At 59.6% G+C, this 22,063-nt stretch carries 22 protein-coding genes; 10 read left to right on the top strand and 12 right to left on the bottom strand.

Annotated features, from left to right (window positions below; translation table 11 throughout):
• Window position 1: 1 nt before the first annotated feature.
• Together IB254_RS04200 and IB254_RS04195 are read left to right on the top strand one after the other, a co-directional pair.
• Window positions 2-580: a hypothetical protein gene (locus IB254_RS04200; protein ID WP_192416510.1), complete on the top strand. Its 579-nt coding sequence runs from the start codon at window positions 2-4 to the stop codon at window positions 578-580.
• A gap of 74 nt (window positions 581-654) precedes the next feature.
• Window positions 655-1,236, top strand: a complete 582-nt coding sequence (locus tag IB254_RS04195) for a GGDEF domain-containing protein (RefSeq protein ID WP_192416509.1) — start codon at window positions 655-657, stop codon at window positions 1,234-1,236.
• Window positions 1,237-1,385: 149 nt separating this feature from the next.
• Here IB254_RS04195 and IB254_RS04190 read toward each other — a convergent pair whose 3' ends face one another.
• Window positions 1,386-1,811, bottom strand: a complete 426-nt coding sequence (locus IB254_RS04190) for a VOC family protein (protein ID WP_192416508.1) — start codon at window positions 1,809-1,811, stop codon at window positions 1,386-1,388.
• 114 nt (window positions 1,812-1,925) lie between these two features.
• On the opposite strand from IB254_RS04190, the gene IB254_RS04185 reads away from it, so the two are divergent.
• Window positions 1,926-2,807, top strand: coding sequence for a LysR family transcriptional regulator (locus IB254_RS04185; protein WP_192416507.1), 882 nt, complete (start codon window positions 1,926-1,928; stop codon window positions 2,805-2,807).
• Between the two features lie 163 nt (window positions 2,808-2,970).
• Here the strand turns inward: IB254_RS04185 and fabI are convergent, their stop codons facing one another.
• The 8 genes from fabI to gloB form a co-directional block, all read right to left on the bottom strand.
• The gene (fabI, locus tag IB254_RS04180) at window positions 2,971-3,765 is read right to left on the bottom strand and encodes an enoyl-ACP reductase FabI (protein WP_008028639.1); all 795 of its coding nucleotides are present in this window, start codon (window positions 3,763-3,765) and stop codon (window positions 2,971-2,973) included.
• A gap of 21 nt (window positions 3,766-3,786) precedes the next feature.
• Window positions 3,787-5,397 carry an ABC transporter ATP-binding protein gene (locus tag IB254_RS04175; RefSeq protein ID WP_192416506.1) on the bottom strand — a complete coding sequence of 537 codons (1,611 nt, stop codon included), beginning with the start codon at window positions 5,395-5,397 and terminating at the stop codon, window positions 3,787-3,789.
• A gap of 1 nt (window position 5,398) precedes the next feature.
• Window positions 5,399-6,418 carry an ABC transporter permease gene (locus IB254_RS04170; protein ID WP_008028637.1) on the bottom strand — a complete coding sequence of 340 codons (1,020 nt, stop codon included), beginning with the start codon at window positions 6,416-6,418 and terminating at the stop codon, window positions 5,399-5,401.
• A gap of 1 nt (window position 6,419) precedes the next feature.
• Window positions 6,420-7,493, bottom strand: coding sequence for a microcin C ABC transporter permease YejB (locus IB254_RS04165; RefSeq protein ID WP_008028636.1), 1,074 nt, complete (start codon window positions 7,491-7,493; stop codon window positions 6,420-6,422).
• A 3-nt stretch (window positions 7,494-7,496) separates the two neighbouring features.
• Window positions 7,497-9,338, bottom strand: a complete 1,842-nt coding sequence (locus tag IB254_RS04160) for an extracellular solute-binding protein (protein ID WP_192227362.1) — start codon at window positions 9,336-9,338, stop codon at window positions 7,497-7,499.
• On the bottom strand, window positions 9,335-11,149 hold the full coding sequence (locus IB254_RS04155; RefSeq protein WP_412548217.1) for an extracellular solute-binding protein: 1,815 nt from the start codon (window positions 11,147-11,149) through the stop codon (window positions 9,335-9,337). Before IB254_RS04155 ends, IB254_RS04160 begins: the two co-directional genes overlap by 4 nt.
• Before the next feature lie 353 nt (window positions 11,150-11,502).
• Window positions 11,503-12,960, bottom strand: coding sequence for a transglycosylase SLT domain-containing protein (locus IB254_RS04150; protein WP_192416504.1), 1,458 nt, complete (start codon window positions 12,958-12,960; stop codon window positions 11,503-11,505).
• A gap of 99 nt (window positions 12,961-13,059) precedes the next feature.
• Window positions 13,060-13,827, bottom strand: coding sequence for a hydroxyacylglutathione hydrolase (gene gloB / locus IB254_RS04145; RefSeq protein ID WP_192416503.1), 768 nt, complete (start codon window positions 13,825-13,827; stop codon window positions 13,060-13,062).
• A gap of 65 nt (window positions 13,828-13,892) precedes the next feature.
• On the opposite strand from gloB, the gene IB254_RS04140 reads away from it, so the two are divergent.
• Together IB254_RS04140 and rnhA are read left to right on the top strand one after the other, a co-directional pair.
• The gene (locus IB254_RS04140; protein ID WP_008038260.1) at window positions 13,893-14,651 is read left to right on the top strand and encodes a methyltransferase domain-containing protein; all 759 of its coding nucleotides are present in this window, start codon (window positions 13,893-13,895) and stop codon (window positions 14,649-14,651) included.
• Between the two features lie 90 nt (window positions 14,652-14,741).
• Window positions 14,742-15,194, top strand: a complete 453-nt coding sequence (gene rnhA / locus IB254_RS04135; RefSeq protein WP_008028618.1) for a ribonuclease HI — start codon at window positions 14,742-14,744, stop codon at window positions 15,192-15,194.
• Window positions 15,195-15,290: 96 nt separating this feature from the next.
• Here rnhA and IB254_RS04130 read toward each other — a convergent pair whose 3' ends face one another.
• On the bottom strand, window positions 15,291-15,602 hold the full coding sequence (locus IB254_RS04130) for a DUF2388 domain-containing protein (RefSeq protein ID WP_008038263.1): 312 nt from the start codon (window positions 15,600-15,602) through the stop codon (window positions 15,291-15,293).
• A gap of 190 nt (window positions 15,603-15,792) precedes the next feature.
• Between IB254_RS04130 and dnaQ the strand changes: the two genes are divergently transcribed.
• From dnaQ to IB254_RS04115, 3 genes are all read left to right on the top strand, one after another.
• Complete coding sequence (gene dnaQ / locus IB254_RS04125; protein ID WP_008038265.1) at window positions 15,793-16,551, top strand: DNA polymerase III subunit epsilon; 759 nt, start codon at window positions 15,793-15,795, stop codon at window positions 16,549-16,551.
• Window positions 16,552-16,780: 229 nt separating this feature from the next.
• Window positions 16,781-19,036 carry an Orn/Lys/Arg decarboxylase N-terminal domain-containing protein gene (locus IB254_RS04120; protein ID WP_192416502.1) on the top strand — a complete coding sequence of 752 codons (2,256 nt, stop codon included), beginning with the start codon at window positions 16,781-16,783 and terminating at the stop codon, window positions 19,034-19,036.
• A 14-nt stretch (window positions 19,037-19,050) separates the two neighbouring features.
• Window positions 19,051-19,665, top strand: a complete 615-nt coding sequence (locus IB254_RS04115; RefSeq protein WP_192227359.1) for a GNAT family N-acetyltransferase — start codon at window positions 19,051-19,053, stop codon at window positions 19,663-19,665.
• Here IB254_RS04115 and IB254_RS04110 read toward each other — a convergent pair.
• Together IB254_RS04110 and IB254_RS04105 are read right to left on the bottom strand one after the other, a co-directional pair.
• The gene (locus IB254_RS04110) at window positions 19,631-20,524 is read right to left on the bottom strand and encodes a LysR family transcriptional regulator (protein ID WP_192416501.1); all 894 of its coding nucleotides are present in this window, start codon (window positions 20,522-20,524) and stop codon (window positions 19,631-19,633) included. The two genes, IB254_RS04115 and IB254_RS04110, sit on opposite strands and share 35 nt — an antisense overlap.
• Window positions 20,525-20,612: 88 nt before the next feature.
• A complete protein-coding gene (locus IB254_RS04105; protein WP_008028606.1) occupies window positions 20,613-20,840 on the bottom strand; it encodes a hypothetical protein in 228 nt (75 codons plus the stop codon).
• 176 nt (window positions 20,841-21,016) lie between these two features.
• On the opposite strand from IB254_RS04105, the gene IB254_RS04100 reads away from it, so the two are divergent.
• Entirely contained in the window at window positions 21,017-21,577 is a 561-nt protein-coding gene (locus IB254_RS04100; protein ID WP_192416500.1) for an NADPH-dependent FMN reductase, read from the top strand.
• A gap of 134 nt (window positions 21,578-21,711) precedes the next feature.
• Window positions 21,712-22,059 carry a metalloregulator ArsR/SmtB family transcription factor gene (locus IB254_RS04095; protein ID WP_008028603.1) on the top strand — a complete coding sequence of 116 codons (348 nt, stop codon included), beginning with the start codon at window positions 21,712-21,714 and terminating at the stop codon, window positions 22,057-22,059.
• Window positions 22,060-22,063: the final 4 nt, after the last annotated feature.

The raw sequence follows: 22,063 nt of genomic DNA, 5'->3' as shown, positions 1-22,063 counted from the left end.
GATGAGGCGACATCTGATTCTGGGCGCAGTGGTGCTGATCCTCCTGACGGTCTACGCCACGAACCTGTTCTCAGAGGATAGGGAAGCGTTGAAGGCTTTCGATACCGTGCAGAAAGTGTTTCAGAGCCCGCGCTGCCAGAACTGCCATATTCCCGGTGATTCACCGTTGCAGTTCGATGCCGGAACGCCCCACGCGATGAACGTCCTACGCGGCATGGACGGCAATGGCGCGGCCGGTTTGCCGTGCGCCACCTGCCACGCCGACAGCAATCCGCCGGCCAGTTACGGCCCGCATGCGCCGCCGGGTGCACCGCACTGGAGCCTGCCGTCTGCGGCGCACAAAATGGCCTGGATCGGACTGCCGGCCGACAAATTGTGCGCAATGATCAAGGACCGCTCCAGTAATGGCGACCGGGATTTCGCCGCGCTGATCAAGCATGTCAGCGACGACAAACTGGTGCTGTGGGGCTGGAATCCGGGTGAAGGGCGAGCGCCGGTGCCGGTGCCACACGATATCTTCGTCACTCAATTCAAGCGCTGGGCCGAGGCCGGAGGGCCTTGTCCGGTGGTGGGCAGTTGACCGACGGTCCGTTAACCGGGAGTCAAACCGGGTATCGACCACTCTAAAGAACATACCCGCCAATGGAGTGAGTCATGCTGAACCCAGGCAAACCGGTAAAACACGGCGCTAACGCAGACCCGTTGCTGTCGCCCCAACAAGCGCGTCAATTGCTGCGAGATCAGGCCCGTAAAGCCGAGCAGGAAGTGATTGGTGTGCAGATGGCGAGCATGGATGAGTTGACGCTGCTGTCCAACCGCCACGGCTTCACGACACTGGCTCAACTGGGGCTGGACGCCTGTCAGCAACTGGAAAAACCGGCCACGCTGCTGTTTTTCGATCTCGATAATTTCAAACACATCAACTATTTGTACGGTCGCACCGAGGGTGATGACGCCCTGAAAACCTTTGCCGACGTGCTGCGCATCGCCTTTCGCGAAAACGATGTGATTGGCCGGCTCGGCGACGACGAGTTTGTGGCCTTGTTGACCGGTTCAAGCGCTGTGGACATTGGCGCCATCAAGTCGCGGCTCGAAGAAATCCTCGACGAGCGCAACGCCACGATGCGTCGCGGTTATGACATTCGTTTCAGCATTGGCCAGGTCGAGTACGACATTAATCTGCATCACTCGATCGATGAGCTGCTGATTGAGGCGGAGAGGGCGTTGCACCGGTAGGCTGGAAGTTCCGCGGTGAATGAAAGGGCCTCATCGCGAGCAGGCTCGCTCCCACAGTGGATCTTCGCAGAATACAAAACTTGCATCCGGCACAAATCCTTGTGGGAGCGAGCCTGCTCGCGATGAGGCCCTCAAAATCACTCATATCTTCACTTGGCAAACAATTGCCCGATATCCTTGAACGCTTTGAACTCCAGCGCATTGCCGCAAGGATCAAACAAAAACATCGTCGCCTGTTCACCGACCAACCCCTGAAACCGAATGCCCGGTTCAATCACGAATCGGGTGTCGCGCGCCTTCAGCCTTTCAGCCAAACCCTCCCACTCATCCATCCCCAGCACCACGCCAAAATGCGGCACCGGCACGTCATGCCCGTCCACGGCGTTGGTGTGCGCCGCTTCCTGTGAGGCGTTTTTGGGCGCCAGGTGAATCACCAATTGGTGGCCGAAGAAGTTGAAGTCAACCCAATGGTCGCTGGACCGACCTTCCTCCAGACCGAAGACGTCACGGTAAAAAGTCCGGGATGCCGGGAGGTCATATACCGGGATGGCCAAGTGAAAAGGGGAGAGTTGCATCGCTGTGCCTCGCAGATTGACGGTGGTTGAGGTGGAGTTTAGCGCTGTGCTTTTCGATTGAAAGACGATAGTTTTTGCATCGAGCTCAAATTATTTCGATCAATCGAGACCGTCATGCTGCGTGAACTGAAAACCTTCATCGCTGTTACACGCTACGGCACATTCGCCGCCGCCGGCATGCACATCGGCCTGACGCAGTCGGCGGTCAGCGCGCAGATGCGCAATCTGGAACAGGCGTTGGGCATTCGTTTGTTCGATCGCACCGGGCGTCAGGCGATTCTCAATGCGGCAGGGCAACGGGCGTTGCCGATGGCTCGGGAGATGCTGGAAACCTTCAGTCGCATGGCGGTCAGCGATGACGTCAGCGAGTACCGCGGCGAGTTGAAGATTGGCGCAGTGGCCACGGCCCAGACCGGGTTGCTGCCCCAGGCGTTGTTGCGGCTACGCCAGCAAGCGCCGTTGCTGGAACCGAAACTGGTGCCGGGCGTTTCGCTGAATCTGCTGAGCCAGGTCGATACCGGGGAGGTTGATCTGGCCATTCTGATCAAGCCGCCGTTCGAGTTGCCCAAGGAGTTGTCGGCGCAGGTCATTCGCAAGGAACCGTTTGTGCTGATCGTGCCGCCGGAGCTTGAAGGTGATGACCCGTTGCAGATCCTCGCGAACCATCCCCATGTGCGTTACGACCGCAATTCCTTCGGTGGGCGCCTGGTGACGCGGTTCCTGCGTGAGCAGCAGATTGATGTGCAGGTGGCGTTGGAGCTGGATGAGCTGGAGGCCATCGTCAAAATGGTTGAATGCGGATTGGGTGTGTCGCTGCTTCCCGAAGCCGGGTTGTGGCTTGAGTATGGCGCGAAGGTGCGGATCATCCGGTTGGGCGAATTGACGTTCTACCGCGAGATTGTGCTGTTGCAGCGCTACAGCCAGCGTACGCAGCCCATCCAGCAACTATTTGCCAACTGTCTCACCTCAATCGACCTGAACACACAACCCCTGTAGGAGCCGGCTTGCTGGCGATGGCGATCTCACAGCCGACATTTGCAGTGAGTCGAATATAGCTATCGCCAGCAAGCCGGCTCCTACAGGGGATTGCGTTGAGTCTGAAATCGCAGGCACAAAAAAACCCGCCTGTAGAGGCGGGTTTTTTCGTTACCGTCGAAGATTACTCTTCGAGGCTGCCCATGGCCGTGGTGTTGAAACCACCGTCCACGTACATGATTTCACCGCTGATGCCGGACGCCAGGTCCGAGCACAGGAAGGCGCCGGCGTTGCCGACTTCTTCGATGGTGACGTTGCGACGCAGCGGGGTTTGCGCTTCGTTGGCGGCCAGCATCTTGCGGAAGTTCTTGATGCCGGAAGCGGCGAGGGTGCGGATCGGGCCAGCCGATACGCAGTTGACGCGAGTGCCGTCCGGGCCCAGGGAGCCGGCCAGGTAACGTACGCCGGCTTCCAGCGAAGCCTTGGCCATGCCCATTACGTTGTAGTTAGGCATGGTGCGCTCGGCGCCCAGGTACGACAGGGTCAGCAGGCTGCCGTTGCGGCCTTTCATCATTTCGCGGCCAGCTTTGGCCAAAGCCACGAAGCTGTAGGCGCTGATGTCGTGAGCAATGCGGAAACCTTCACGGGTGGTGGCTTCGGTGAAGTCGCCGTCCAGTTGGTCGCCCGGAGCGAAGCCGACGGAGTGCACGATGCAATCCAGGCCATCCCACTTCTTGCCCAGCTCAACGAAAACCTTGGCGATTTCTTCATCGCTGGCCACGTCGCACGGGAAGCACAGGTCCGGGTTGGAACCCCAGCTTTGTGCGAACTCTTCGACACGACCCTTGAGTTTGTCGTTCTGATAAGTGAAGGCAAGCTCAGCGCCCTCGCGATGCATGGCGGCAGCGATGCCGGATGCGATGGACAGCTTGCTGGCGACACCGACGATCAGTACGCGCTTACCGGCGAGAAAACCCATGTGTTGCTCCTCTCTTTCAGGTTATTGCGCAGTGGCTGGTGCCAGAAAAGCGGCTTCCAGCAACTGCTGTGTATACGGATGTTGGGGGGCGGCAAAGATACTTTGCGCGTCTCCCTGTTCGACCACTTGGCCATGCTTGACCACCATCAGCTGGTGGCTCAGCGCTTTGACGACAGCCAGGTCATGGCTGATAAACAGATACGTCAGGTTGTACTTGGTTTGCAGTGAACGCAAAAGCTCCACCACTTGGCGCTGCACTGTCCGGTCGAGGGCCGAAGTCGGCTCGTCCAGCAGAATCAGCGCCGGTTTTAGCACTAATGCCCGGGCAATGGCGATTCTCTGCCGCTGCCCGCCGGAAAATTCGTGGGGGTAGCGGTGCCGGGTTTCCGGATCCAGACCTACCTCCCTGAGTGCCGCAATAATCGCTTGTTCCTGTTCCGCCTCGGTGCCCATCTTGTGAATCCGCAGGCCTTCGCCAACGATCTGGCTCACGCACATCCGCGGGCTCAGGCTACCGAACGGGTCCTGAAACACCACCTGCATCTCCCGACGCAGCGGCCGAACCTGTTGTTGCGTCAGGCAGTCTAGCTGCTTGCCTTCAAAACGGATCGCACCTTTGCTGCCAATCAGCCGCAAAATCGCCAAACCGAGTGTCGACTTGCCGGAACCGCTTTCTCCCACAATCCCCAGGGTCTGTCCCTGAGGCAGGCTGAAATTGATCCCGTCCACCGCTTTGATGTGATCGACGGTCTTTTTCAGCAAGCCTTTCTTGATCGGGAACCAGACTTTCAGGTCCTCGACTTGCAGCAATGGCGGGCCAATCACGTTGGTCGCCGGCTTGCCGCTGGGCTCCGCTGCCAGCAGTTCCCGAGTGTACGGATGCTGCGGCGCGCGGAACAACTCTTCGCACGATGCCTGTTCGACGATGCAACCGCGCTGCATGACACATACGCGATGCGCAATTCTTCGTACAAGGTTCAAATCGTGACTGATCAGTAACAATGCCATGCCCAGACGGGCCTGCAATTCCTTGAGCAATTCGAGGATTTTCAGCTGGACGGTCACGTCCAGCGCGGTGGTCGGTTCGTCTGCGATCAGCAGTTCCGGCTCGTTGGCCAGGGCCATGGCGATCATCACGCGCTGGCGCTGGCCGCCGGACAATTCGTGGGGCAGGGCTTTCAGGCGCTTCTCGGGCTCCGGAATGCCGACCATTTCCAGCAGTTCCAGCGTACGTTTGGTCGCGACTTTGCCGATCAAACCTTTGTGGATGCCGAGGACTTCATTGATCTGCTTCTCGATCGAGTGCAGCGGATTGAGCGAAGTCATCGGCTCCTGAAAGATCATCGCGATCCGGTTGCCACGGATGTGGCGGATGGTTTTCTCTTTCAGGCTCAGCAGGTCTTGCCCGGAGTACTCGATGGTGCCGGACGGATGCCGGGCGAGCGGGTAGGGCAGCAGGCGCAGGATCGAGTGCGCGGTCACCGATTTGCCGGAACCGCTTTCACCCACCAACGCCAGGGTTTCGCCGCGCTTGATGTCGAAGCTGACACCTTCGACCACCCGCTGGCAGCGCTCGCCAACGACGAATTCGACGGCCAGGTCGCGCACTTCGATCAGATTGTCCTGATTCATTTCACTTCCTCGGGTCGAAGGCATCGCGAGCGGACTCGCCGATGAACACCAGCAGACTCAACATCAACGCCAGCACCGCAAACGCGCTCATGCCCAGCCACGGCGCTTGCAGGTTGGATTTGCCCTGGGCCACCAGCTCACCGAGCGACGGCGCGCCCGGTGGCAAGCCGAAACCCAGGAAGTCCAGCGCGGTCAGCGTGCCGATGGCGCCGGTCAGGATGAACGGCATGAAGGTCATGGTCGAAACCATCGCGTTGGGCAAGATGTGGCGGAACATGATCGCACCATTCTGCATCCCCAGCGCCCGGGCCGCGCGCACGTATTCGAGGTTGCGTCCGCGCAGGAACTCGGCGCGGACCACGTCCACCAGGCTCATCCACGAAAACAGCAGCATGATCCCCAGCAGCCACCAGAAGTTCGGCTGGACGAAACTGGCGAGAATGATCAGCAGATACAGCACCGGCAACCCGGACCAGATCTCCAGGAACCGCTGCCCGGCCAGGTCGACCCAGCCGCCATAGAAACCCTGCAAGGCACCGGCAATCACGCCGATGATCGAGCTGAGAATGGTCAACGTCAGCGCGAACAGCACCGAAATCCGGAAGCCGTAAATTACCCGCGCCAACACGTCGCGACCCTGATCGTCGGTGCCCAGCAGGTTGTCGGTCGACGGTGGTGCCGGGGCCGGGACTTTCAGGTCGTAGTTGATGCTTTGGTAGCTATAGGGAATCGGCGCCCACAGCACCCAGGCATCCTTGGCCTTGAGCAATTCGCGGATGTACGGGCTCTTGTAGTTGGCTTCCAGCGGGAATTCGCCGCCGAACGTAGTCTCCGGGTAACGCTTGAGCGCCGGGAAGTACCAGCTGTTGTCGTAATGCACCACCAAGGGTTTGTCGTTGGCGATCAGCTCGGCACCGAGGCTCAGGCCGAACAACACGAGAAACAGCCACAGCGACCACCAGCCGCGCTTGTTGGCCTTGAACAGTTCGAAACGCCGGCGATTGAGAGGGGACAGGTTCATCTCAATGCTCCCGGCTTTCGAAGTCGATGCGCGGATCGACAAAGGTGTAGGTCAGATCGCCGATCAGTTTCACCACCAATCCCAGCAGGGTGAAGATGAACAACGTGCCGAAGACCACCGGGTAATCGCGGTTGATCGCTGCTTCGAAACTCATCAGGCCGAGACCGTCGAGGGAGAAAATCACCTCCACCAGCAACGAACCGGTGAAGAAAATCCCGATGAACGCCGACGGGAAACCGGCAATCACCAGCAGCATGGCGTTGCGGAACACGTGGCCGTAGAGCACACGGTGATTGGTCAGGCCCTTGGCCTTGGCGGTGACCACGTACTGCTTGTTGATTTCATCGAGGAAGCTGTTTTTGGTCAGCAGGGTCATGGTCGCGAAGTTACCGATCACCAGCGCCGTCACCGGCAACGCCAGGTGCCAGAAGTAATCGAGAATCTTGCCGCCCATGCTCAGTTCATCAAAGTTGTTCGAGGTCAGTCCCCGAAGCGGGAACCAGTCGAAATAGCTGCCGCCGGCGAACACCACAATCAACAGAATGGCGAACAGGAACGCCGGGATCGCATAGCCGACGATGATCGCCGAGCTGGTCCAAACGTCGAAGTGGCTGCCGTGCCGCGTGGCCTTGGCGATCCCCAGCGGGATCGACACCAGGTACATGATCAGCGTGCTCCACAGCCCGAGGGAAATCGACACCGGCATCTTTTCCTTGATCAGGTCGATGACCTTGGCGTCGCGAAAGAAACTGTCACCGAAATCCAGGGTGGCGTAGTTCTTGACCATGATCCACAAACGTTCCGGCGCCGATTTGTCGAAGCCGTACATGTGCTCGATTTCTTTCACCAGCGCAGGGTCCAGGCCCTGGGCGCCACGATAGGCCGAGCCGGCCACCGACACTTCTGCACCACCGCCGGCAATGCGGCTGGTGGCGCCTTCGAAACCTTCGAGCTTGGCGATCATCTGCTCCACCGGCCCGCCGGGGGCGGCCTGGATGATCACGAAGTTGATCAGCAAAATGCCGAGCAGCGTCGGGATGATCAGCAGCAGTCGCCGAAAAATATACGCCAGCATCTATTACTCCGTGCCCGCAGGGTCGGCTTGCAGTTTGGTTTCGACTTCTATCGCCGGTGTCACGTTGGGCTTGATCCACCAGGTGGCCGTACCGATGTCGTACTTGGGTGAGATTTTCGGGTGGCCGATATGGTTCCAGTAAGCCACGCGCCAGGTCTTGATGTGCCAGTTGGGGATCACGTAATAACCCCATTGCAGCACGCGGTCCAGTGCACGGGCGTGAGCCACCAGGCTTTTGCGCGAATCGGCGTTGATCAGTTGCTCGACCAGTTGGTCCACCACCGGGTCTTTCAGGCCCATGGAGTTGCGGCTGCCGGGTTTGTCGGCGGCGGCAGACATCCAGAATTCGCGCTGTTCGTTACCCGGCGAGTTGGATTGCGGGAAGCTGCCGACAATCATGTCGAAGTCCCGCGAACGCACGCGATTGATGTACTGCGAGACGTCGACCCGGCGAATCACCAAGTCGATCCCCAGGTCGCTGAGGTTGCGCTTGAACGGCAGCAGCACCCGCTCGAATTCGGTCTGGGCCAGCAGGAACTCAATGTTCACCGGTTTGCCGTTGGCGTCGACCATCTTGTCGTCGACGATCCGCCAGCCGGCTTCCTGTAACAGCTGATAAGCCTTGCGCTGCTGCGTGCGGATCATGCCGCTGGCGTCGGTCACCGGGTTCTGGAAGGCCTCGGTGAATACCTGTTCGGGGATCTTGCCGCGGAACGGGTCGAGAATGGCCAACTGATCGGCATCCGGCAAACCGGTGGCGGCCATTTCCGAGTTTTCAAAGAAACTGCGGGTGCGCACGTAGGCGCCGTTGAACAGTTGCTTGTTGGTCCATTCAAAGTCCAGCAACAGCGTCAGCGCCTGGCGCACGCGCACGTCCTGGAACACCGGACGGCGCAGGTTGAAGACAAAACCCTGCATGCCGGTCGGGTTGCCGTTGGGGATCTGTTCCTTGTTCAGCCGACCTTCGGCAACCGCCGGAATGTTGTAGGCATTGGCCCAGTTCTTCGCGCTCATTTCCAGCCAGTAATCGAACTGTCCGGCCTTGAGTGCTTCCAGGGCCACGGTGTTGTCGCGGTAGTAATCGGTGGTCATCACGTCGAAGTTGTAGAAACCACGGTTGGCCGGCAGGTCCTTGCCCCAGTAATCCTTGACCCGCTCGTAGCGAATCGAGCGCCCGGCCTTTACTTCGCTGACCTTGTACGGGCCGCTGCCCAACGGCATTTCCAGGTTGCCCTTGTTGAAGTCCCGGGTCGCCCACCAGTGTTTGGGCAGTACCGGCAACTGACCGAGGATCAACGGCAGTTCGCGGTTGTTGGTGTGCTTGAACTTGAACAGCACGGTCAGCGGGTCTTCGGCGACCGCTTCAGCGACGTCGCTGTAGTAACCGCGATACATCGGTGCGCCGTCCTTGATCAGCGTTTCGAAGCTGAACACCACGTCTTCGGCACGGATCGGATGACCGTCGTGGAAGCGCGCTTCAGGGCGCAGGTAGAAACGCACCCAGCTGTTGTCCGGGGCTTTCTCGATCTTGCCGGCAACCAATCCATATTCGGTGAACGGTTCGTCGAGCCCCTGTTTGGCCAGGGTGTCGTAGATCAGCTCGATGTCGCCGGCCGACACGCCTTTGCTGATGAACGGGTTGAGGCTGTCGAAGCCGCCGAAACCGGCCTGACGGAAGACCCCGCCCTTGGGCGCGTCGGGATTCACGTAATCGAAATGCTTGAAGTCGGCCGGGTATTTCGGCGGCTCGTTGTACAAGGTCAGGGCGTGTTGCGGTGCGGCGCAGGCCAGCCCGGCGAACAACAGGCCGCTGGCCTGCAAGAGCAGGGCGCGTACGGGTTTCATCGATCTTTCTCCGAAGATTTCAGCCACCACGCGCTCAGGCCCAGCGTATAGGGCGGCGTGGTGACGAAGGCGAACCGGTTGCGGTAGGCCAGGCGGTGATAATTGAGGTACCAGTTGGGAATGATGTAGTGCTGCCACAACAACACGCGGTCCAGGGCTTTGCCGGCGGCAACCTGTTCATCGCGGGTCTGGGCGGCGAGCAGTTGCTCAAGTAAATGGTCAACCACCGGGTTGGCGATGCCCGCGTAATTTTTGCTGCCCTTGACCCCGACCTGGCTGGAATGGAAATACTGCCATTGCTCCAGACCGGGGCTGAGGGTCTGGTTCAGGGTCATCAGAATCATGTCGAAATCGAACTGGTCGAGGCGCTGTTTGTACTGGGCGCGGTCCACCGTGCGCAACCGGGCGTCGATGCCGATACTGGCGAGGTTCTCGACATAAGGCTGGAGAATGCGTTCCAGGTTCGGGTTGACCAGCAGGATCTCAAGCGAGAGCGGCTGGCCCTTGGCGTTTTCGACCCGCTGACCGTTGAGCTTCCAGCCGGCCTCGGCGAGCAGGCTCAGGGCCTGGCGCATGGTGTCCCGCGGAATGCCGCGTCCTTGGGTCTGCGGCAGGCTGAACGGCTCGGTGAGCAGTTTGGCGGGCAATTGCTCGCGGTACGGCTTGAGCATCAACCACTCATGACCGACCGGCAGGCCGGTGGCCGAGAACTCGCTGTTGGGGTAGTAACTCATGGCGCGCTTGTATGCGCCGCTGAACAGCGTGCGATTGGTCCACTCGAAATCGAACATCAGCCCCAGCGCTTCGCGCACCTTTGCGTCGGAGAAGGCCGGGCGCCGGGTGTTCATGAACAGGCCCTGGCTCTGGGTCGGGATCTGGTGCGGGATCTGCGCCTTGATGACATCGCCTCGTCGCACGGCCGGGAAGTTGTAACCGTTATCCCAGTTCTTCGCCTGATGCTCGATGTAGATGTCGAACTCGCCGGCCTTGAAGGCTTCGAACGCGACGTCGCTGTCGCGGTAGAACTCGACTTCCATGCGGTCGACGTTGTACTTGCCGCGATTGACCGGCAGGTCCTTGCCCCAGTAATCCTTGACCCGTTCAAACACAATCTGGCGCCCGGGCGTGACCGAGGTCATGCGATAAGGGCCACTGCCCAACGGCGGCTCGAAGGTGGTGGCCTTGAAGTCGCGACCTTTCCAGTAATGCTGCGGCAGCACCGGCAACTCGCCCAGGCGCAGGATCAGCAGTGGGTTGCCAGCGCGCTTGAAGACGAAGCGGATGCGCTGCGGGTTGAGCACGTCGACCCGCAACACTTCCTGGAGATTGGTGCGGTATTGCGGATGGCCTTCCTTGAGCAGCAATCGATAAGAGAACGCGACGTCGTACGCGGTGATCGGCGTGCCATCGTGAAAGCGGGCTTCGGGGCGCAGGTTGAACACCACCCAGCTGCGGTCTTCGCTGTATTCCACCGATTGGGCGATCAGGCCATAACTGGACGTGGGTTCGTCGCCGGACGGCGCGTATTGGCCGGTGCCGACCATCAGCGGCTCGTTGAGCTCGTTGATGCCGTACTGCAGGAAATTCGCGGTGGAAACCGGGCTCGAGCCCTTGAAGGTGTATGGGTTGAGCGTATCGAAGGTGCCAAACGCCATCACCCGCAACGTACCGCCCTTGGGCGCTTGCGGGTTGACCCAGTCGAAATGGGTAAATCTGGCCGGGTACTTGAGCGTGCCGAACTGCGCATAACCGTGGCTTTCGCTGATCGTCGCACTTGCGGAGGAGCTCAAGGCCAGGCTGATGAGGAGCAGGAGGAGGGGACGCTTCAAGTCAGAGATCCGATCCAGGCGGCTTGGGCTTTGTGGGCCGTACAGTAACAGCTTGTATGGACAGGAAAAAGACGGGGATTTAACGACCCCTTAATTGCCGGCACAGATCCCTTGTGGAGGCTTGGAAACCTATTTGATCGCTCGTCTTACAAAAACCTGTAGGAGCCGGCTTGCTGGCGATGGTCGTTAACGATAACGCGTGAAATCTGGTTAAACGCGGCGCACTTGAGCCCATCGTCGGAACGCCGCCCGCAGCAAGCTGGCTCCTACATGGGGTGTGTGAACCTGTTTATGGTATTTGGGCAAAAAAAAGCCCCTGAAGTCAGGGGCTTTTTTTAGTGCGGCGAAGCAACCGTCAACATCTGACCCGGCTTCAGCGCCTGGCCGACACGCGGGTTCCAGCGCTTGAGGTGCTGCATTTCAACGTTGAAACGCTTGGCCACGATGTACAGCGAGTCACCTTGCTGGACCTTGTATTGGGTCTGCGGTTTCTTGGTGTCCGTCTTGCCATTCGTCTTGGTATTGGCGGCCACTACGGTGTTGACGCGTCCGGAGCTGCGCTTGGTCTTGTCCTGCATCACCAGCGTCTGGCCAACCTTGAGGTCCTTGCCGGTCAGCTTGTTCCAGCGTTGCAGGTCTTTTACGTCGACCTTGTTGGCCTTGGCGATGGTGCCGAGGTTGTCGCCACGTTTCACGCGGTAGGCGCGTTTGAGGCTGGCGAGCTGGGTGTCGTCTACGCCTTCGAACACCGGTTTGAGCGACTTCTTGCTGATCAGCTCTTCGGGACGCATGGTCGACAGGCTGGCGGTCAGCAGTTGCGCCTTGGACGTCGGCACCAGCAAATGCTGAGGACCGTCCAGAGTGGTGGTGCGCTGCTTGAAGGCCGGGTTGAGCTGGAACAGCTCGTCTTCGTCGATATTGGCCACCGCTGCAACCTTGGACAGGTCCATGCGCTGGTTGATTTCGACGGCCTGGAAATACGGTTCGTTGGCGATCGGGTTGAGGTTCACGCCGTAGGCTTCGGGCGCCAGGACCACTTGCGACAGGGCCAGCAACTTCGGCACATAGGCCTGGGTTTCGGACGGCAGTGGCAGGTTCCAGTAATCGGTAGGCAGGCCAAGTCTTTCGTTACGTTCGATGGCCCGGCTGACCGTACCTTCACCCGCGTTGTAAGCCGCGAGGGCCAGCAGCCAGTCGCCGTTGAACATGTCGTGCAGACGGGTCAGGTAATCCATCGCGGCGGTGGTCGACGCGGTAATGTCGCGACGGCCATCGTAGAAACGGGTCTGGCGCAGGTTGAAGTAACGCCCGGTGGAAGGAATGAACTGCCACAAGCCAACCGCGTCGGCCCGGGAATAGGCCATTGGGTTGTAGGCGCTTTCAATCACTGGCAGGAGTGCCAGTTCCAGCGGCATGTTGCGTTCTTCAAGGCGTTCGACGATGTAGTGAATGTAGAGACTGCCGCGTTCGCCGGCGTTTTCGAGGAAGGATGGATTACTGGCGAACCACAGGCGCTGTTGCTCGATACGCGGGTTGACGCCCAGGCCTTCCTGCAACTGGAAGCCCTGGCGCATGCGCTCCCAGACGTCCTGTGGAATTTGCGGAGTAGGCTTTTCGCTGAGCCAGATGGGCTTCTGTTTGGCTCGCGCTGCGATGTTCGGGGTATGTGCCGCGTCGGTCTGCGGCACATGGCTGGAACAGCCCGCCAGAGTGGCGGACACAGCCACCGCTATGGCTTGAGCCAAGCGGGTCAATGCGTCTGAATTGATGGCTTTACGAATAGATGACGACATTGGCTGGAAGTAAGTTCCGGGCAAAAATGTCGGGCGATTCTAGAAAGCGCACCCTCTGCGGTCAACCATTCAGATTTTTCGCACCAACGGCAAGCCCTCTCAGAACTTATCCTTCCAAGCGCGCAGAGCAGCAAAAACCGCACTCGGAGCCCGGTTATAGGTGCCATTCCGTTCGTCCACTTTTTCTTTAACAGATGTTTCGTCGACACGTAAAAACGGGTTGGTCTGCTTTTCCAAGGCCAGTGTCGACGGCAAAGTAATGACTCCGGCGGCCCGTTGTTCCGTGACTTTAGCCAGACGTTCGACGGTATGTGGGTTGCCGGGCTCGACCGCTACGGCGAAACGCAGGTTGCTCAAGGTGTATTCATGAGTGCAGTAGACCCGCGTGTCCTCCGGAAAGGAGGCGAGGCGCCTCAGCGACGTGTGCATTTGCTCGGGGGTGCCTTCAAACAGCCGTCCGCAACCCGCGGCGAACAGGGTATCGCCGCAAAACAGCACGCCCTGATGGTAGTAGGCAATGTGCCCCAGGGTATGGCCGGGAACGGAGATCACCTCGAAGTCCCAACCCAGCACGCTGATACGGTCGTTGTCCTTGAGCGCGACGTCCCGCGCCGGGATGGTTTCACTGGCCGGGCCGTAGACCTTCGCGTCCGTCGCTTTTTTCAGCTGTTCGACACCGCCGACATGGTCGTGATGATGGTGAGTGATCAAAATATCACTCAGTGCCCAACCCGGATTCGCCGCGAGCCAGGCCTGGACCGGCGCGGCATCGCCGGGATCGACCACCGCACAGCGTCGCGTGTCGGGGTCTTGCAACAACCAGATGTAGTTGTCGGTGAAGGCGGGCAGGGCACTGATCTGTATCATCGTCGGATTCGCCAAGCGGAAAACAATGGCGCATCTTAGAACTTCCTGGCGCGTTGGAGAATGCAATGACTGATAAAGCGTTCGCTCAGGCTGATCCTGACTGGCTGGCCCTGATCAGCGCGGCCCGTGAATGGCTGTCGGGCCCCATCGGGCAATTTCTGCTGGACGAAGAACGACGCATGCTCGAAGACGAGCTGGGGCGCTTCTTCGGTGGCTATCTGGTGCATTACGGGCCTTCGGCCGAGACACCGCCGTCGGCGCCTCAGGTCCAGCGCAATGTGCGGCTGGGTGCGCCATTGCCGGGTGTCGAGATTGTGTGCGAAGAGCAGGCCTGGCCGTTGAGCGAGCATGCTGCCGATGTGGTGGTGTTGCAGCACGGCCTGGATTTCTGCCTGTCGCCCCATGGTTTGCTGCGCGAAGCGGCGAGCAGCGTGCGTCCCGGCGGGCATTTGCTGATCATCGGGATCAACCCCTGGAGCAGCTGGGGTTTGCGCCACGTGTTCGCCCATGACGCCTTGCGCAAGGCCCGATGCATTTCGCCGTCGCGGGTCGCAGACTGGCTGAACCTGCTGGGCTTCGCGCTGGAGAAACGCCGCTTCGGGTGCTATCGTCCGCCGCTTGCGTCCCCCGCCTGGCAAGCCCGTTTGGCCGGTTGGGAACGCAAGGCCGGTGACTGGCAACTGTCGGGTGGCGGCTTCTATTTATTGGTCGCGCGCAAGATCGTAGTCGGCCTGCGGCCGGTTCGGCAGGAACGTCGCGAGCCGATGGGCAAGTTGATTCCATTGCCGATGGCCAAGGTCAACCGCCGCAACATCGAGCCGTAACACTTTTTATATTCCCGGCCGGGCGCGTCCCGGCCTCGGGCATCGTCGATCAACGATCGGCGGGCCACCGCATTTTCTGGATAGATTGGCATGAGCGATAGCGTAGAACTCTTCACCGACGGCGCCTGCAAGGGCAATCCTGGCCCAGGCGGCTGGGGCGCATTGCTGGTGTGCAAGGGCGTTGAAAAAGAACTCTGGGGTGGCGAAGCCAACACCACCAACAATCGCATGGAGCTGATGGGCGCGATTCGCGGGCTGGAAGAACTGAAGCGTTCTTGCGACGTGCTGCTGGTGACGGACTCGCAGTATGTGATGAAAGGCATCAACGAATGGATGGACAACTGGAAGAAGCGCGGCTGGAAAACGGCAGCGAAAGAACCGGTGAAAAACGCTGACCTGTGGAAATTGCTGGACGAGCAGGTCAACCGGCACAACGTGACCTGGAAGTGGGTGCGCGGACACATCGGGCATCACGGCAACGAGCGGGCCGACCAGTTGGCTAACCGTGGCGTGGATGAAGTGCGCGGTTACAAACAAGCCTGACCTTTGTAGGAGCCGGCTTGCTGGCGATAGCGTCCCCGAGATCAATGCAAGGCTCAGGACCTATCGCCAGCAAGCCGGCTCCTACAAAGTGGGTGTTCACAGCATCAAAATGGCGTTGGCCAGTTGTTGGTCTGAATACTGATCGCTCAGCCCGCCACGAATCCTCTCGAATGCCGCTTCAATCCGCGCCCCGCGAATCTCCCCGTCACTCGCCACAAACGCAGCGGCATCATCCTTGGCCGCCAGCACAATCTTGTCGTCCTTGAATGATCCGCTCGTGCCCTTGGACGAACTCAAGGTCAGGCTCAACGTGATATCGGTGCTGATTACAAAACTGGTGGCCTGGGCGGTGGTTGCGATCAGGCAACCGCCCAGGACCAGCAGGCGTAGCGATTGGGTGGTGGTCATGACGAACTCAAATCCATCGGAAACAAGCCGCGCACGCTATCAAGCCGTTCTCTGCCAGACTTTATGAACATTGCTAATGATTGTTAAAAACTGCATGAGCTTCAGTCATTTGCCTGTGCGCACGCCTGATCCCGTGGGCGTGTTAACATCGCCGTTTTTGCACGATTGCCCCGTTGAGAGCTGAGCACTGATGGCCACCAGATCCGTTGTACTCGATACCGAAACCACCGGCATGCCGGTGACCGACGGCCACCGGATTATCGAAATCGGTTGTGTCGAGTTGATCGGTCGGCGCCTGACCGGCCGGCATTTTCACGTTTACCTGCAACCGGACCGCGAGAGTGATGAAGGCGCCATCGGCGTTCACGGCATCACCAACGAATTCCTGGTGGGCAAGCCGCGCTTCACTGAAGTGGCTGATGAGTTTTTCGAATTCATCAAGGGCGCGCAGCTGATCATCCATAACGCGGCGTTCGACGTTGGCTTCATCAACAACGAATTCGCCCTGATGGGCCAGCACGATCGTGCGGACATCACGCAACACTGCTCGATCCTCGACACCCTGATGATGGCCCGGGAACGTCACCCGGGGCAGCGCAACAGCCTCGACGCCTTGTGCAAACGTTATGGCGTCGACAACTCCGGCCGTGAGCTCCACGGCGCCTTGCTCGACTCCGAGATTCTCGCCGACGTTTACCTGACCATGACCGGCGGCCAGACCAGCCTGTCGCTGGCCGGCAATGCGTCCGACGGCAACGGGTCTGGTGAAGGGGCGGACAACTCAGCCACGGAGATCCGCCGTTTGCCGGCCGATCGCCAGCCAACCCGTATCATCCGCGCCAGTGAAGATGATTTGGCGCAACACATGGCTCGTCTGGAAGTCATCGCCAAATCCGCTGGTGCGCCATCGCTGTGGCAGCAACTGCTTGAGGCCGAAGCTCAGGCGTAAATCTCGAGATAGACACTAACCTGTAGGAGCCGGCTTGCTGGCGATTGCGGTGGGGCAGTCGACACGTTCATTGCCTGAACGGACGCTATCGCCAGCAAGCCGGCTCCTACAGGGTTATGCGATCCACTCGTGACCCATTTCGGGGCATTGCACTCGCCACATGCGCCTCAACCCTCTACCCTGAGGTTATTGGCAGGCTACGGACTGCCGCCTCAGGACACTGAGCCCCATGTATAAAGATTTGAGATTCCCGGTCTTGATCGTCCATCGCGACATCAAGGCCGACACGGTTGCCGGTGATCGGGTGCGTGGCATCGCCCGGGAGCTGGAGCAGGAAGGTTTCAGCATTGTCTCGGCAGTGGATTACACCGAAGGGCGGTTGGTCGCGTCGACCCATCATGGCCTCTCGTGCATGTTGATCGCCGCCGAAGACCCCAGCGCCAATTCCCATCTGCTGCAGAACATGGCCGAACTGATCGGTCTGGCGCGGGTGCGTGCGCCGGATTTGCCGATTTTCGCGCTAGGCGAGCAGGTGACGCTGGAAAACGCCCCCGCCGATGCAATGGACGAGCTCAATCAGCTGCGCGGCATTCTCTATTTGTTCGAAGACACCGTGCCATTTCTGGCGCGGCAGGTCGCACGAGCCGCGCGCAAATACCTGGACGGCCTGCTGCCACCGTTCTTCAAGGCGTTGGTGCAACACACCGCCGACTCCAACTATTCCTGGCACACGCCGGGCCACGGTGGCGGCGTGGCCTATCACAAGAGCCCGGTGGGGCAGGCGTTTCACCAGTTTTTCGGGGAAAACACCCTGCGTTCGGACTTGTCGGTGTCGGTGCCGGAACTCGGTTCGCTGCTCGACCACACCGGCCCGCTGGCCGAGGCGGAAGCACGAGCGGCGCGCAACTTTGGCGCCGATCACACCTTTTTCGTGATCAATGGCACCTCGACGGCCAACAAGATCGTCTGGCATTCGATGGTCGCTCGCGATGACCTGGTGCTGGTGGACCGCAACTGCCACAAGTCGGTATTGCACTCGATCATCATGACCGGCGCGATTCCGTTGTACCTGTGCCCGGAACGCAACGAGCTGGGGATCATCGGCCCGATTCCGCTGAGTGAATTCAGCCGCGAATCGATTCAGGCCAAGATCGATGCCAGCCCGTTGACCAAGGGCCGTGCGCCCAAGGTCAAACTGGCGGTGGTGACCAATTCAACCTACGACGGGCTCTGTTACAACGCCGAACTGATCAAGCAAAGCCTGGGCAACAGCGTCGAGGTGCTGCATTTCGATGAAGCCTGGTATGCCTATGCGGCGTTTCACGAATTTTTTGCCGGACGTTATGGCATGGGCACTGCTCGCAGTGCGGACAGCCCGTTGGTGTTCACCACCCATTCCACCCACAAACTGTTGGCGGCGTTCAGTCAGGCCTCGATGATTCACGTCCAGGACGGCGGAGCGCGGCAACTGGATCGCGACCGCTTCAACGAAGCGTTCATGATGCACATCTCCACGTCGCCGCAGTACAGCATCATCGCCTCTCTGGATGTGGCGTCGGCGATGATGGAAGGCCCGGCGGGTCGCTCGCTGTTGCAGGAAATGTTCGACGAAGCCCTGAGCTTCCGCCGGGCGCTGGCGAATTTGCGTCAGCACATTGCCGCTGATGACTGGTGGTTCTCCATCTGGCAGCCGCCGTCGGTGGAAGGCATCGAGCGCGTGGTGACTGAAGACTGGTTGCTGCAACCCGATGCCGACTGGCACGGCTTTGGCGGCGTGACCGATGACTACGTGCTGCTCGATCCGGTCAAAGTCACGCTGGTGATGCCGGGCCTCACCGCCGGCGGTGCGTTGAGCGAACGCGGGATCCCGGCGGCGGTGGTCAGCAAATTCCTCTGGGAGCGTGGGCTGGTGGTCGAGAAGACCGGGCTCTATTCGTTTCTGGTGCTGTTCTCCATGGGCATCACCAAGGGCAAATGGAGCACGCTGCTGACCGAGTTGCTGGAGTTCAAGCGCAGCTACGACGCCAACGTCAGCCTTGTGACCTGCCTGCCCTGCGTGGCGCAGCAGGAAGGCGCGCGTTACAAGGGTATGGGGCTGCGCGATTTGTGCGATCAACTGCACGCCTGTTACCGCAGCAATGCCACGGCCAAACATCTCAAGCGCATGTACACCGTGTTGCCGGAAATCGCCATGAAGCCGGCTGACGCTTATGATCATCTGGTGCGTGGCGAGGTGGAAGCGGTGTCCATCGATGAACTGGACGGCCGTATCGCCGCCGTGATGCTGGTGCCGTACCCGCCGGGGATTCCGTTGATCATGCCCGGCGAACGTTTCACCGAGTCGACCCGCTCGATCATCGATTACCTGGCGTTTGCCCGCACGTTCGATAGCAGTTTCCCGGGGTTTGTCGTCGATGTGCACGGCTTGCAACACGAAGACGAGGGCAATGGGCGGCATTACACCGTCGATTGCATCAAGGAGTGAGGACCTTTCCCAGTATGCAACCCGTCATGAATCCGAAATACCCAGGGCTGTCGGTTCGCGTTGCCGACGACGGCTTTGCGGCTTACATCTGGGGCAGTGATTTCAGTTTTGAAGTCACGGCCTATGTCGCCGCCGAAATCGGCAAACCGATGGAGCAGTGGTCGGTCACGCCAATCACCCCTTACCGCAAGTGCTATGGCATCGATCCCGAGGAATTCAGCAGTTTCCGCGACGCCGCCGACAGCGCGATTTTCATGGCTTATCTCGATGATGAGCCGGTGGGCCACCTGGTGGTCAGCACCAACTGGAACGGCTTTGCCCACATCGACGAGTTGGCGGTGCATGCGCCGGCACGGCGGCATGGCGTGGCCAAGGCGCTGCTGGATGTGGCGCAGTTCTGGAGCCGCAAGAAAAAACTGCCGGGCATCATGCTCGAAACCCAGAACAACAATCTGGGCGCATGTCGGCTGTATGAGCGCTGCGGTTATGTGATGGGCGGTGTCGATCACCTGCGCTATCGCGGCATCGACCCGAACACCGCCGAAATCGCATTGTTCTGGTATCGATTATTCGACAACCCGCTGGAAAGCCCGATCAGTTCGCCAACATCGCCACGGCTTGTTCCGTGATGATGTCCAGCAGTGCCTGAAGGGCGGGGGAAGGCTCGCCGTTCTTCAGGGTCAGGGCGTAGACGCTGATCGGCACGGCGGGCGCCAGCGGGCAGGCATCCAGGCCGGCGGATTTGGCCCCGAGCGCGGTGAACGGGTCGACAATCGCCAGGCCTTCACCGGCTTCGACCATGCTGCGCATCATCTGGTGAGTCTGAACCCGGGTGTGAATCACCGGGGCAGGGCGCAGGGCGTGCAGTTTGTTGTCGAGCGCCGGGCTCAGCGGATCATGACCTTCCAGGCCAACCATCGACTGCCCCGCCAGGTCTTGCAGCGAAATGTACTTTTGCTTCGGTTGCAGCCAGCCATGGGGGGCCAGCAGCTGGAGTTTGCCCTGGGCAATCACCTGGCAATGAATATCGGCGTGGTCGGGATCGTGCAGGCTCAGGCCCAGATCGCTTTCGCGCAGCAGCAGGCTTCTGACGATGTCGCGGGTGGGTTGGCTCAGGAGGCTGCAAGGCACGTCGGGGAGACGCCGGCGCAACGCCGCGATGCTCTGTGGCAACAACTGTTGTGCCAGGGGCGGCGTGCAAATGATGCGAAGGGGTGGGGCCTGATATTGCTTGAGGCTGCTGGCCAGTCGCAGGACCGGCTCGAGCGCATCGTAGACGTGGGCGATTTCGACCTGTAGCTCCCGCGCCTCGCGCGTGGCTTGCAAGCGTCCACGCACGCTGGAAAACAGCATGAAACCCAACTGACTCTCAGCGTCACGCAGAATGCCTTCGACCTCGGCCAGTGGCAACTGCAGCCATTCGGCGGCGGTGCCAAGGTGACCGGTCTGCAGGAGCGCCTGGATCACTTCGATATGACGTAAACGCATGCGTGAAGTCCATGTTCAGCAGGTGAGGGAGTCAGTGGCTGAATCCTAACCCAAGTCCGCGCATAAGACTTCTGCTCATAACGCGAGGTTATGAGGCGACGCTGGCTTCGGGTTCACGAATGAGGGTGACGCCCGATTGCACCAGCAGAAACTCGTTCTCATCAAGCTTGTTGACGCGATCGCCAATGGCCAGCTTGTAAGTGGTGACAGCGGTGAGGCCGTCTGCCGAAGGGGTGGATTCCTGGAACTCATGCACGGAATAGACACGGCCTTCCGCGTCTCTTGCATGGAACTGACTGACGAGTACTGCTGCCATCTGCTTAGAACCTCTGGAGATAAATCACTCAATTTGCGGTTCTGTAGACCGTGGTTGGGCGAGGTAAGTTTTCCTACAGGAAAAAAATAGTCAGGGGCGGCGTTTTTCAGTCGCCCACTGCTTGAATCGTCATCTATAACTACAAGCTCTTTCCATCGGACAGTCGAGAATCTTCCATGAGCAATGTCTACACGATCGCCGTTCTGGTCGGCAGCTTGAGAAAGGAATCGATCAACCGCAAGGTGGCGTTGGCCCTGGCCGATCTGGCACCTGCAAATCTCAAGCTCAACATCGTCGAAATTGGCGACTTGCCGCTCTACAACGAAGACATCGATGGCGAATCACCGCCGGCAGCCTACAGCACTTTCCGGCAACAAGTGAGTTCATCCGACGCGTTGCTGTTCGTCACCCCGGAATACAACCGTTCGGTTCCTGCACCGTTGAAGAACGCAATCGACGTCGGTTCGCGGCCATATGGCAAGAGCGCCTGGGGTGGCAAGCCGGGTGCGGTGATCAGCTGTTCACCGGGGGCTATCGGCGGGTTTGGCGCCAACCATCATTTGCGCCAGTCCATGGTGTTTCTCAATGTGCCTTGCATGCAACAACCGGAAGCCTACTTGAGCGGTGCCGGTTCGGCCTTCGATGAAGCGGGCAGATTGTCCGAGACGGTGAAGCCGTTTTTGCAGAGTTTCATCAATGCTTACGGGCTGTGGGTCGAGCAGCATAAGAAAGTCTGAATATCACTTTGATAGCCGCTGCCAAATGCAGGCTCGGCAGCGGCGGCATCAAATAATCGTTTCCAGACTTTGCTTTACTGGATATTCGAAATTCCATATATTCACGCCTCGTTTGTCCGGAGGCGTTTCCCTGTATGTCCGACTCTTACAGTCCCGTCGATGTTTTCAAGGCCCTGGCCGATGACACGCGCAGTCGTATCGCGCTGTTGATCGCCCGTGAAGGCGAGTTGTGCGTGTGCGAGTTGACCGCCGGGCTGGACTTGAGTCAGCCGAAAATCTCCCGTCATCTGGCGCTCTTGCGCAGCAATGGTCTGTTGGCGGACCGCCGTCAGGGGCAATGGGTGTTCTATCGCCTGCACCCGGACCTGGCGCCTTGGGTCGTCACTCTGCTGCACGGCGCGCTGGCTGAACATCAAGGCTGGCTGGCTGCCGATGTCGCACGCCTTCAAGCCATGACCGATCGACCTGTACGTTGCTGTTAATCCC

This window comes from Pseudomonas sp. PDM03, from assembly GCF_014852385.1.
GTDB lineage: Bacteria > Pseudomonadota > Gammaproteobacteria > Pseudomonadales > Pseudomonadaceae > Aquipseudomonas > Aquipseudomonas migulae.
Note: the sequence above shows the minus strand (reverse complement) of the source record. Positions and strands in the feature narration are given on the sequence as shown.